We start from the raw sequence: 12,797 nt of genomic DNA, 5'->3' as shown, positions 1-12,797 counted from the left end.
CCTGTAAAGATCCTGTTATGTTTTTATGACGCTTTGATGTCAATCAGGAAATCATAGAGGGGTGTTTCACCTGCAATGTTCAGTTTTTTGCGTAGCCGGTATCGGCTGGTTTCCACGCCACGTACGGATATCCCCATGGACTGTGCAATTTCTTTCGTTGTTAAATTAATGCGCAGATAAGCACATAGCTTGAGATCGGTAGTGGTGAGTTCAGGAAATAATTTTTTCAGGGTGCGTAAGAAGTTATTATGTACTTCATCGAAATGTTGTGAAAACTGGGCCCAGTCTTCTTCGTTATTTTCTGCTTCTTCAAACAACCGCATTACTTTTTTGAAAGAAGGCAATGTGGAAGCATCGTTTGTTTTTTTTACGCTCTGAATAAATTCTTCCCGGATATTGGATAGCAGCTTGCCTTTCTGCACCAGGTGCATGGTAGCTGTTGCCAGTTCTTTGTTTTTATGCTGTACATCAGATTCCAGTTTTTCATTGCGTAGCTGGATCAGTTGCTTTTCATTTCTTTCCAGTTCCAGCTGATGCTGAAAAATGAGGTGTTGTTGTTCCTGCTCATGCTTTTCTTTTTGCGCAGCAAATTTCTTTTTTTGCCGGCCATACAGGAAGTAGATGAAACCAGCCAGCAGCAATAGATACAGCACCCATGCCGTGTAGGTTTGATACCAGGCGGGTAAAATGGTAAAGGTGTATGTAGCGGCAGGAGAGATATTGCCAAGATTATCTTTTGCTTTTACGGAAAAAGTATAACGGCCATAGGGCAGGTTGGTATATTCTTTTTCTGTTTTGCTGGTCCACTCCCCGGGTTGTTTATCGAATCCCGACAGTTGATAGCTATAGGTGATATTGTTACCTTGTTCCCCTGCCGGTGCGGTGTATTCAAAATGAAAACTATTGTATGCATTAGGCAGCGTCACCCGTTGTTTTGCATCCTGTACCGCATAGCCACCGAATAAGAGGGTATCTTTTTTACTGGTGGCTTTTATTTGTCCCAGTAGTACCGAGAGCCGGCTGCCATGGTTATTGTATTTTTTATAATTAAGATGATAAATGCCTTTATCTCCTCCAAAGAAAATATTTTCGTCATTATAAGGGTAAATGAATTCAAAGCCACCTACAATTTTTCCTGTCAGTTCCGGAAACCAGGTCACGGTTTTGTGAGCGGCATCTATAACGCCTGGTTTTTTATCGGACACAAACCAGATCCGGCCACTGCTATCTTCTTTCAGGTATTGTATGCTGCGGGTCTGTAACAATGGATAGAGGGTAGGGGAAGGGATGAATTGTTGTTTCGCTTCTTCATATTCATAGATGCCCTGCATGGTGCCTACTACCATTTTGTTTTGAATGCGGAATACATAATTATTGTTGGTAGCAGGGAGGCCGTCTTTCTGTGTAAAAAGCTGTGAATGCAGGGCTGTGTCGCTTTTCAGCGTGAGCTGATATACACCTCGATAGGGATGAGAGGACCAGATGCGTTGCGGATTATCTTCTGCGAGGAAACGGAGGGATTCAAACAATCCGTTGATGTGCCGGGTAACGGTAACGGCTGTACTATTATATTGAATGGCGGCCAACCCATTGTAACAGCCTGTCAGTATCCTGTTACCCAGCGTCAGGTAAGTCCAGCAGCCAACATCTTTCAGCAGTAGCGTTGCTTTGTTGCCACTAATTTCAAAAGTGCCTTCCTGGTGCGCCATCAGCAGGTGTTGCTGAACGGCCGTCAGATTCCATACCTGTCCTTTCGTATTGGGTACGGGTTGAAAATTTCCTTTTGAGAAACTGATATCTGTAACGCTGTCCAGTGGTGTACTGTAGAGGCCATCGGAGGTGCCGATATACAGGCGGTGGCTAAATACCAGCGCAGCATAAGTGGTGAGGGAATTATGTTTGTCGGGTTGAATTTGTTTGATGGCGGTATTATAACGGAGCTGATCGATACCGTTATCCAGTGCCAGCCAGATATTTTGTTGAGGGTCCGTAAACAGCTTAAGTACATTATTATTCTGGAGCCCTTCGTCCATGCTGAATTGCTGTACTACTTTTCCGTCTGCGCCATTGATGATATAGCAACCTTTGGAAAAGGTGCCAATGGCCAGTTGGCCATGTTGCAGCGGGATGGCGCAGTAGATACGGCTGTTGCGGAATACTTCATCGGCGGCAGTATGCCAGGGAATCAGTTGTTGTCCGCTGATTTTATACAGCCCGTCTTTTAGCGTGGCAATAAGAAGGGTATCATTTTCTTCCTGCAGGAAGGCGGTCACTAATGGTTGTTGCCCGGAGCTTTCCTTGCAAACAGGTTGCCATTTACCCGCCACCAGTTTCAGCAATCCTTGTCGCAGATCCTGTGCATAGAGGCCATGGGCGGTGCTGCCCATTATTTTCCATTCCACAGGAGCGGTGTATACCTGTATCTTATTATTACGGCATTCAAATATTTTATTGTTGCTTTTAAAGTAAACAGCGTTGTCATATAGGGCAATATTCCAGATGTCTGCAAATTCTGTTTGTCCGGTGGGAATATATTTTTTGAGAGAAGTATAGGTGAGTATGCCGTTGGTATCCGGATAGTAATAGCCGAAATCGTCCTGCGCACCTACATAGATGCGTCCATCGGGCGCCACTTTTACGGCACGTAACCGCGTATTATTGGGAACAGGGTATAGTTTCCAGTAGTTACCATTATAGGTAACCAGTCCTTCGTTATTAGCGAAGTACAGGATGCCCCGTTTGTCTGTATCTATGTCCCAGGTTTGCCCGTTGCCCTGGTATTGGGTTTTGCTGTAGTTGACAATGGAGGGTAGACCAATGGTGTTTTGCGCATAAATGAAACTTACGTGGAATAAAAGTGCCAACAACAGAAAAGGCTTCATGTAAAAGCGTTTTACTAAAAGTAGAATTTTTTTGTTGATGTAGTATAGTAGTAATGAAGATGGATTAATAATCAATCTGTTATTGCAATTTGAAGTAGAAATGACGTAGGTGAAAAAATGAATTTTCCCTATTTAATATAGATCTTGGTCTTTCTTTAAAAGACATATGATCATGCTGAAATTCCACGGGCTGGTACTCATTTTTTTAGCTGCATTGGTTGGGAAGACTAACGGGCAGGGGTATCTGAAAACACAGGGACATATTATTGTAAACGAGAAAAATGAAAAGGTCATTCTACGGGGAATGGGATTAGGGGGCTGGATGTTGCAGGAGGGATATATGTTCCGGCTGGGTAATATCGGGCAGCAATATAAGATCCGTGCAAAAATACAGGAGCTGGTAGGACCGGAAAGAACACCCGCTTTTTACGAGGAGTGGCTGAGCAGTCATACCAATAAAAGAGATATTGATTCCATGGCCGCCTGGGGATTTAACTCCGTGAGGTTGCCAATGCACTTTGATTTGTACACATTGCCGGTAGATCAGGAACCGGTACCCGGACAAAACACCTGGCTGGACAAAGGTTTTGCACTGACCGATTCCTTACTGAGCTGGTGCAGGGCAAATCATCTGTACCTGATCCTGGATCTGCATGCTACGCCAGGAGGGCAGGGGAATGATCTGCCTATTTCCGACAGGCATCCGGAAAAACCATCTCTCTGGGAAAGTGAAGCTAACCGCAGTAAAACTATTGCGTTATGGCGGAAACTGGCGGAGCGGTATGCCAATGAGCCCTGGATAGGTGGTTATGATATTATTAATGAACCCAACTGGGGCTTTGAAGATGCCACAGATACTCGGGGTACCAGGGAAACAAAGAATGTGCCTTTGAAGCAGTTGATGCAGGACATCACCAAAGCGATCCGGGAAGTAGATAAAAAGCATATCATTATCATAGAAGGCAATGGATTCGGGAATAATTACAATGGCCTGTTGCCTGCCTGGGACGATAATATGGTGATGAGCTTTCATAAATACGGCAACTTCACGCAGGTGTCTTCTATTCAGCATTTCCTGGACCTGAGGGAAAAGTATAACCTGCCTTTGTGGCTGGGAGAGTCCGGAGAGAATTCCAATAACTGGTATACCAATACCATCCGGATGGTGGAAAGCAATGATATTGGCTGGGCATGGTGGCAGCTGAAAAAGATAGGCAGTAATCAACCCCTGGAAATTAAGGTAAGCCCAGGCTACCAGGCGATCCTGGATTACTGGAGTGGCAAGGGCCCCGCGCCGGCAGCAGATGATGCCTGGAAAGCATTAACGGAGTTTGTGCGTAATACCCGTCTGGAGAACAATGTGTACCACAAAGACGTAACAGATGCCATGTTCAGACAGGTACATTCCGCGGAGGCGATCCCATTTAAGGAACATTCCATCAAGGATAAAGCCGTCATCCAGGCAGTGGATTATGATTTAGGGAGAAATTTATCCGCTTATGCTGATATGGATACGGCAAGCTATCATTATACACCGGGCGTAAATACACAGGGCAATCGTGGTTATGCGTACCGTAATGATGGGGTGGATATTAAAAAAGAAGGCAATGAGTTTTTTGTTTTTAATATAGAAAACGGAGAGTGGCTGCAATATACTGCGGAGGTGACTAGTCCCGGTACTTATACCTTGCAGGTGAAAGTGCGGGCAGACACCGACAGCGTCGGGGCGCGTTTTACTATTACGGGCAACGGTAAAGCGCTGGCAACTAATATCGCCATTCCGGGCAATGATAAAGTATGGCAGTTGGTGGAACTGAAGAACATCCAACTGGCAAAAGGAACCAATAGATTGCGGGTGGCATTTGTGCAGGGGGGATGCCATTTCAGTGGGATCACTTTTGTGAAGCAATAGCAGATGTTGTCTTTTTCAGGATTATCCTGAAAAAGACAACACTCGCGTACTTTTGACGTACCCCTAAATTTTGTAACCCAGGCAACAAGCTGCAAATTTACTCCACTAGATAAAAATATTCCGCGTTGATCCATGACCCTTATTTGTTCACCTTTTTTCAATTCTACATTCCATGAAAGAAAAACTATTTACCATTAGCATCGGTTCCTTCCTGTTAATGGCTACCATTATCTCCTCCTGTACAAAAGAGGCTAAGAAAACCGATTCCCTGCAACCGTTAAACGCCAAACCTGCTGCAGCTGCAGTGCAGGCCGCCGCCGCTTCCTACCAGTTGATCTGGTCAGATGAATTTGACGGCAGCAGTGTTAACACCTCCAAATGGTCTTTTGAAACCGGCCCCGGGGTTAATAACGAAAAGCAATATTACCAATCGTCCAATGCCACTGTTAGCAATGGCAACCTGGTGATTACCGCGAAAAAGCAGAGCGTGAATGGCTGGCCATATACCTCTGCGCGTATGAATACCGCCGGTCATTTTACAACCCAGTATGGCCGTATCGAAGCACGTATTAAGCTGGCCTCCGGTCAGGGCCTCTGGCCTGCTTTCTGGATGCTGGGAAATAACATTGGCTCCGTTGGATGGCCCAAATGTGGTGAAATAGATATTATGGAGCAGGTAAACACCAGCAACACCATTTACGGCACTATTCACTGGGATGCCAACGGGCATGTATCCTATGGAGGCAATACCAGCACCAGCATCACGGACTATCATGTATATGCGGTAGAGTGGGATGCCAGTTCTATCCGCTGGTACCTGGATGGCAACCAGTTTGCTACAGCCAATATTCTGAATAATGTTAACAGCACAGAAGAGTTTCATAATCAGTTTTTCATCATCCTCAATATGGCCGTGGGTGGTGATTTTCCCGGACAAACCATTGATGAAAGCAAGTTGCCCGCCAACATGTACGTAGATTATGTAAGGGTATATTCTATCACTAATGGCGGTGGTGGTACTGCGCCTATTGGCAGTACGATTACCCTGAAAGGATTTAATAATGCTTTTGTCAGCGGTGAAAACGGCACACAGGCGATGACCTGCACCCGGGCTACAGCCCAGGCTTGGGAACAGTTTGTGGTAGAAGATGCCGGTGGTGGTAAAGTAGCTCTGAAAAGCCAGGGTAAGTATGTATCGTCCGAAAACGGGTTGAATCCGATTACCTGTAGCCGCACCACCGTGGGCGACTGGGAAAAATTTGACTGGATTGTTAATACAGATGGTTCCATTTCTCTCCGGGGTAATAATGGCAAATATGTTTCCTGTGAAAACGGTACGCAGGCCATGACCTGTAATCGTGCTACTGCTTCCGGTTGGGAAGCATTCCGGTATTAATATTATTTAGGGTGATGGATCGGGCCGGCTGTGTTTACAGGCGGCCCCTTTTTATATGTATCGCCACTGGTCGGGAGCGGGGAACTGGAATTCGTTGCAATGCCAGGTTTCCTGGGTAGCCAGCACCAGATCCCCGTGAAAGAGGTCCAGGTCCATTAAGTCACCTTTATCTGCTATTTGAAGGACCTGGGGTTGGAGATTTTTATAGCAGCGCATACCTCCGAAAGCACTGTTCCCGGCGGGCCAGTAATGAGCAAAGGCACAGTCGAAACAGCATAACAGGGTTACATTGTCTGGTAGCTCCTTCTTCAGGTAAGGAAGTATGCTTTCCATAATAAATTCTCCTTTTTTGTCCGGGTAATGAAGGGTGGTATGCTCATCTATCCGGAAAGAAAGCTGGTCATACCAGGTGATTTTTCCGCTTTCGAGATGCAGCCGGAAGGACAGTGAGGCCATTTTTTCTACCTGTTGTGTCCCTATTCTTACGGGTATGGATATATCAAATATACAGTTGGTAATACATCCCAAATGATCGAGCGTGATGCCATCGCCAATATGGTCAGTTTCATTTACTAAAGAAAGCTCATCGAAATTAGCGCCAGTAAATGCGGTGTTCCGGAGCATCAGCTGCATGCATTCGCCATCGGTTTCAAAATGCGTTGTTATGCTACCAGTATTATCTGTATAGATAGTTGGAAAGACCATGTTGGCGTTTTAGGTGGTCAATATAGTCATTAACTCAAAGAAGCGAAAGTTAAAGGAGCACATAATAAGTTTACTGATTAATAAAAATGAATATATATTTGCGCCATCGTTAATATATCTGTCGTCGATGCATTTGCCAGCTCTGAAAAACCTGTACACCCTGTTATTGGTGTGTCTATTACTTCCTGTTGTCCTGAAAGCACAGGAGGGAATGCCTGCAACAGTGCGCCCCTGTGGCACAGATGCCTTACAGGAATTATGGAGGAAAGATGCGTCTTTCCTGGCGCGCGAACGGGCCATTAATAAGGCCATCTTACAAAAACAATATATCCGCGTACCGGGAGCAGCTGTAAAGCCCCCTGGACTCGTGATACTGCCGGTGGTATTTCATATTATCAATGAAGACCCGACCGCATATCCGGACGCCGCTGTACTGGCGGCCCTGAAGGAACTAAACGATGCTTATGCCGCAACCGGTGCATTTACCGGCGCCCGCACCGACACAAAAATTCAGTTTTGCCTGGCTAAAACAGCACCTGACGGTGGTAAAACCACCGGTATTGTACGTACCCATTCCTATTTATCGGATTTTGATAATGAAATGGAAGGAGGGGACCTTACAGCCCTCGGCAGATGGGACCCTGCGCGGTATGTGAATATATGGGTAGTAACGGATATTAAGTCGGAATACATGCAGAGTTTCGACTGTGGCAACTGGACCCGGCTGAAGATGGGCGGTTATGCCAGCGCCGGTGGTGACATTGTGGTGGCAGGACTTGGTGTAGGCGTACTGGCGCATGAAATGGGACATTACCTTAGTCTGGCACATACTTTTGCGAACTTAGATTGTAAAAATAATGACTGTCTCACGGATGGCGACATGGTATGTGATACCCCACCTGAAAAAACAATTACAGGCGGCTATGCCTGCGGAGTACCACAAAATTCCTGTAGCACAGATACCTTATCCGGATTTACCGTAGACGTACCGGATCTCCCGGATAACTTTATGGATTACGGGCAGGGCATTGGTTGTATCCTTTCCTTTACAGCCGGTCAGGCGGCACGTATGCACAGCTTTATTGATGTGGCATTGCCTGGTATGTTAGCCAGTACAGTATGTAATGAACCCTGCGCCGAAAATATAGTTGCGGCTTTTACCCGGGATATCGATTATCCTGTAGTAGGCAACGTGGTGACGTTTACCAGCAGCGGTACCGGCGGAAATGCTTACCAATGGCTGGTAGATGGTGTTCCCAGCGGTACTGGGGCCACTATGCAGCTGACCGTTACCCAGAAAAAAAATTACGAGATCATTCTCCGTGTAACCAATACCGTGAGTGGCTGTTCCGCTACCTCCAATGATGTGATATCTGTTAGTTGTGGCGTAGTAGCCCGCTTCTGGCCCAGCAAAAGAAAAATTGCGTCTAAAGATGGCATTGAACTGGATAGTGTATATTTTAATAACCGTTCCCGTAACGCCACCAGTTGGAGTTGGCTCATGAGCAATGACAAGGGAATGGTGGAGCAGGTAGTCAGCACAGATGAACAACTGAAATATGTGTTCAAGATACCCGCTAACTATCATGTTCGTTTAGCCGCTACCGATGGTGTTTGCTTTGATACTTCCAACGCAGTACAAATTATTGTAGATGATCCTACAGCAGATGGTGCGGTGTATGTGACCAAAATAGAATGTTACCAGCAAACCAAAGTGCGTGTAACGTTATATTTCCACAACTTCGGTTATCAAACCATTCCTAAAAACACCCCCGTATCTTTTTATGACGGTGATCCCCGTAAGCCGGGTACGCAAAAGTTAGGCACCTGGCCCTTACCGGAGGAAATCAAAGGTAAATGCTCTACCACGCTGTTATCTACTATTGTAGATGCGGGTCGTGCCGGTATAGATAGCCTGGGGGTAGTGTTGAATGATGATGGTTCTACACTGCCACTGGCGCTTCCGAATACTTCTTTAGTGGAAACTAATTATGGAAATAATATCAGCATCAAACACGGCTTTAAATTTAAGGTAGCGTTGGATCCGGCAGACTATACGCTTACACCGGAACAACAGGTGGTGCTGAAACCTGAAGGAACCAATGGTACCGTGCAAAGTGCTATATGGACAGGTAATTATCTTAGCTGTACGAACTGTGTGGATGCTACTTTTACCGCGCCATACAGAAAGGATACGGTTACCACTGTGAAGGTGATGGCGTATACACAAAATGCCTGCTACGATAGCACTACCGCTACATTGCATATACCGGTAGTGGATGATTATACTGTAGCAATGAAAAATGTAGATTGTGCCAAAGGCGATAGTTTACATGTAGACTTCTCCCTATGTAATTTATATACCAAAGGAAATATTCCTGCTCAGTTGCCTGTAGCGTTTTATGACCGGTCTCCTGCTGATCCTGCAGCGGTATTGCTGGGAAATGGATTTTTGACACCATTACAGAGCACCGGGGCCTGTGCGGATTACGGCAATTATATTAAGCAAAGCACTACCGGTAATGTGTATGCCATTGTGAACAAGGACCGCACCATACATCCGCCTGAAACGGGTTTGAATGAATCAGATCCTGGTAATAACACCACGCGCTGGCAATATAAAGCACCTGTTGTTGCAGTGTTTCCACAGGATACCATCGTGTTCAGGAAAGCAGATTTTCCACTGTATTATAAGGTGACGGACTTTATACCTAAAGATATTTTATGGCAGAACGATAACGCCTACACGCTGAGCTGCTATTCCTGTGCAGCGCCACAGGCAACCATGAAAGACAGTGCCTTTGTGGGCGTACAGCTTACGAATAAGTATGGTTGCATCATAAAAGATCAGCAGTATGTAAGGATCTTTCCGCCTGATTTCAGCATTGACCTGTTGAAAACTGAGTGCTACGATAATGATCATATCCTGGTGACATTCAAGGTCTGCACAGCCAATGGTTATGATAGTATTCATGCGGGGGTGCCGGTATCTTTTTACAATGGTGATCCATCCAATGAGCAAACCAAAGTATTATCCCCTTTATTTTATACACCCGTTACAGATGGCGTGTGCCGTAATTTCACTACCGTGCTTTCTGCTCCGGGCAGCAATGAGATAGCAGCCATCGTAAACAGGCGAACGAATTTTGTGATGGATGAAACGAATTATACCAATAACCAGGCAAACAGGGCGTATACTCCTTTTACTGTTAGTCTGAATCCTTCACTGATAGAATTGCCCAGACCGGCAGCGGTGAATCTGCATGCGCTTGTAGATGGTGGTCCTGCAGTGTCTTATGCGTGGACGCCGGTCAGCGGCTTGTCGTGTACTACCTGTGCCTGGCCGCTTGCCAATGCAACGTCATCTATGCGATATACTGTTACGACTACTAACCAGTATTATTGTACGGATACGGCATCCGTGTATATTAAAACCTCCACCAGTTTCGGCATAACGATGCCGAATGCGTTTACACCGAATGGTGATGGACAAAACGATTGGTTCTATGTGATTGGCAGTTGGGATATCAAGCAGTTGAAAGATTTTAATATTTACAACCGTTTAGGGAATAAAGTATTTGAAGCGCATAATACGCCTGCCAATGACAGAAGTTATGGATGGGATGGATATGTGAGAGGACAGCCGGCGCCGATGGGTACCTATGTTTATTTCGCTACGGTGGAGTTCCTGGATGGCAGTACACAACTGGTGAAGGGAGCGGTGACACTGATCCGGTAGGTTAGCTGTTCCACAACACTTTACCATTGTTAACGTATGGACGTTATGTTAAAGGAATCAAAAATTGTATCTTCAAATGAACTCACTCATTCTTTTAACATGTCTGTATTAAGAACACCGCTTTTGTTTTTCGCAGTACTATTGTTGCCGCTGGTTGGCCGGGCACAGGTAAAGCTGCAAACTGTGGCGCCTGAGGTAACCGGGGCCGGCCTGAGTACTGTTCATTCGCCACACCTCGCAGTGACGCCAATGGAGAAAAATAATCGTCATCAGTTGTTGGTGATGATACCTGGCACTGGTGGCAGTGCGGTACATTTCAGGGCATTCGACAGTTGTTTTGCGGAGATGGGCTATTATGTGGTGACGCTGGACTATTTGAATAATGTGATTACCACAGTTTGTTCGAAGAGTGAAGACAGCACCTGTTTTGATCATTTCAGGCAGGAAATTATGTTTGGTTCACCGGTGAGTGATAAGGTGGCGGTAGACTCGGTCAACAGCCTGGTGAATCGTTTAACAAAGCTATTGCAATACCTGGCGAAGCAGGATGCGGCGTGGGGTGAGTTTGTCAGGCATGGGCAACCGCGCTGGGATAAGATCATCGCTGCCGGGCATTCGCAGGGAGCAGGGCATGCGGCTTATATGGGGAAGCAATTTAAACTGCGTGGGGTATTAATGTTTTCCGGTCCGCAGGACTACTTACAATATTTTAATGCACCTGCACACTGGCAGCGGGAAAATGGCCGTACATCAGTAAACAGGTATTATGCATTCCTGCATATACAGGATCCTTATAATTACCAGTACCAGGTGGCAGATGTTGCGCTGATTAATCATCACGCTGTAACGGATACAACGATGGTGCAGCCACAGACGCCGGTACATTCTACCCGTAGTATACTGGCAACAGATATTAATAAGTCTGATAAACACGGATCTACAGTGGGGATGGAGTTTATTCCGGTATGGAAATACATGATCAGCGGGGCTACGAAGCCGTAAGGGATCAAGTTGAGCAGTGTAAAATTTTAGTCAATCTATACAGGAAGAATGCTACCGATCTAAGGCTACCAGCAGCCCTAAAGGCTGCATCACGGATAGCGATGCTATGCTTAGCACCCGCTAAATACCTACAGAAGCAGTGCAGTAGAGGTGGACTTGATGCGGGGATGAGGTCTGGATGTGTAATAGGGATGAAATTGCATCAGTAAATGGATGGAGATCAGAAATGGCCATAGCAGGGCTACTTCCCTACCAGGCTGTAGTTGCGGAAAGAGATGTACTATTCAAAAGGAAGCAGGTATAAGGGGTTTATTCATCAAAATATCTCCAGAGGGCAAGATCGCTTTATTCCAGTTGAATGATAGCTGGATATGCGTGTGTATAGGTAAGGCCGGGAAGCAGCATCTTCCGCTTTGGGTACCTACGTTTATTAGCTTGTTTGAGTACCTGTGGTGCTGCCACTGCAATAATATCGGCGGCCATGTATTGTCTGCCGTTCGATGGGCCGTCTTTGTATAGGGCTCTTACCTGAAAAACGACTACCAGTGAACCCTGCCCGGGTACATCCAGCGAAACGTTTGTTTCCTGGAAGGTGGTATCCGGCTCTATCATGAGCGTAACCGTTTCACTACCCGCCACCTGACGTGATGTAAAATCAATACGCGTTGCGATCACCTTTACTTCCAGGGCAGTAATACCTTTATACCCGGCAATGGTTTGTGCGGGAATATTTAATATTCCGTTACTCAGAAGCCGGGGAGCCACCGAAAAAAAACGATCTACTCCGGTATGCTGATTGAAGCGGAAGCCTGTCAGGGCCGCATGATGATCGCCGGCAGCAATGAGCAGTTTGTTTAGCCGATTGATGTGGCCGCCATCACAATGGATATCCAGGTGGCCGTAGAAAGCATGCCGGATAAAAGCGCCTTTCTTGCTGGCGATGCCAAAGCGCCTGGATGCGCGGCGGGTAGCAGCCGTTTGCTGCACGTTTTCAGGCATGGAGCGCAGGAAGTAGTTGCCATTGCGCTTATACCCAATGAGAGGGCCGAGTTTTCCCGTAAAGGGAAGGATAGACATTTGTTTTGCCATGAGAGATAATTTTGATTACTATAAATATAAGATAATCCGGGGAACCAGTTTTCGGGGCAGATGGAAGATTAG

General features: G+C 46.0%; 7 protein-coding genes. 4 read left to right on the top strand and 3 right to left on the bottom strand.

Translation table 11 applies throughout. From position 1 onward, the window contains the following. Window positions 1-23: 23 nt before the first annotated feature. Window positions 24-2,882: a ligand-binding sensor domain-containing protein gene (locus AC1DP6_RS33340; RefSeq protein ID WP_477058746.1), complete on the bottom strand. Its 2,859-nt coding sequence runs from the start codon at window positions 2,880-2,882 to the stop codon at window positions 24-26. A gap of 172 nt (window positions 2,883-3,054) precedes the next feature. On the opposite strand from AC1DP6_RS33340, the gene AC1DP6_RS33335 reads away from it, so the two are divergent. Continuing rightward, the gene (locus tag AC1DP6_RS33335; RefSeq protein WP_477058745.1) at window positions 3,055-4,794 is read left to right on the top strand and encodes a cellulase family glycosylhydrolase; all 1,740 of its coding nucleotides are present in this window, start codon (window positions 3,055-3,057) and stop codon (window positions 4,792-4,794) included. 172 nt (window positions 4,795-4,966) lie between these two features. Continuing rightward, on the top strand, window positions 4,967-6,190 hold the full coding sequence (locus AC1DP6_RS33330; protein WP_477058744.1) for a family 16 glycosylhydrolase: 1,224 nt from the start codon (window positions 4,967-4,969) through the stop codon (window positions 6,188-6,190). 51 nt (window positions 6,191-6,241) lie between these two features. Here the strand turns inward: AC1DP6_RS33330 and AC1DP6_RS33325 are convergent, their stop codons facing one another. Then, a complete protein-coding gene (locus AC1DP6_RS33325; protein ID WP_477058743.1) occupies window positions 6,242-6,895 on the bottom strand; it encodes a DUF6304 family protein in 654 nt (217 codons plus the stop codon). A 127-nt stretch (window positions 6,896-7,022) separates the two neighbouring features. Here AC1DP6_RS33325 and AC1DP6_RS33320 point away from each other — a divergent pair, with 127 nt between their 5' ends. Then, window positions 7,023-10,634: a T9SS type B sorting domain-containing protein gene (locus tag AC1DP6_RS33320; RefSeq protein ID WP_477058742.1), complete on the top strand. Its 3,612-nt coding sequence runs from the start codon at window positions 7,023-7,025 to the stop codon at window positions 10,632-10,634. Between the two features lie 99 nt (window positions 10,635-10,733). Further along, window positions 10,734-11,636 (top strand): BPSS1187 family protein, encoded by a 903-nt coding sequence (locus AC1DP6_RS33315; protein ID WP_477058741.1) that lies wholly within the window; start codon window positions 10,734-10,736, stop codon window positions 11,634-11,636. A 345-nt stretch (window positions 11,637-11,981) separates the two neighbouring features. On the opposite strand, the gene AC1DP6_RS33310 is transcribed toward AC1DP6_RS33315, so the two are convergent. Then, window positions 11,982-12,725: a hypothetical protein gene (locus tag AC1DP6_RS33310; protein WP_477058740.1), complete on the bottom strand. Its 744-nt coding sequence runs from the start codon at window positions 12,723-12,725 to the stop codon at window positions 11,982-11,984. Between the last annotated feature and the right edge of the window lie 72 nt (window positions 12,726-12,797).

Source organism: Chitinophaga sp. 01L420 (assembly GCF_056399985.1).
The sequence above is the reverse complement of the archived record's forward strand: the minus strand, read 5'-3'. Positions and strand labels throughout refer to the sequence as shown.

Excerpts from the sequence above, each read along its gene's own strand:
- AC1DP6_RS33340 (WP_477058746.1), bottom strand. The coding sequence starts at position 2,882 with ATGAAGCCTTTTCTGTTGTTGGCACTTTTATTCCACGTAAGTTTCATT.
- AC1DP6_RS33335 (WP_477058745.1), top strand. The coding sequence starts at position 3,055 with ATGCTGAAATTCCACGGGCTGGTACTCATTTTTTTAGCTGCATTGGTT.
- AC1DP6_RS33330 (WP_477058744.1), top strand. The coding sequence starts at position 4,967 with ATGAAAGAAAAACTATTTACCATTAGCATCGGTTCCTTCCTGTTAATG.
- AC1DP6_RS33325 (WP_477058743.1), bottom strand. The coding sequence starts at position 6,895 with ATGGTCTTTCCAACTATCTATACAGATAATACTGGTAGCATAACAACG.
- AC1DP6_RS33320 (WP_477058742.1), top strand. The coding sequence starts at position 7,023 with ATGCATTTGCCAGCTCTGAAAAACCTGTACACCCTGTTATTGGTGTGT.
- AC1DP6_RS33315 (WP_477058741.1), top strand. The coding sequence starts at position 10,734 with ATGTCTGTATTAAGAACACCGCTTTTGTTTTTCGCAGTACTATTGTTG.
- AC1DP6_RS33310 (WP_477058740.1), bottom strand. The coding sequence starts at position 12,725 with ATGGCAAAACAAATGTCTATCCTTCCCTTTACGGGAAAACTCGGCCCT.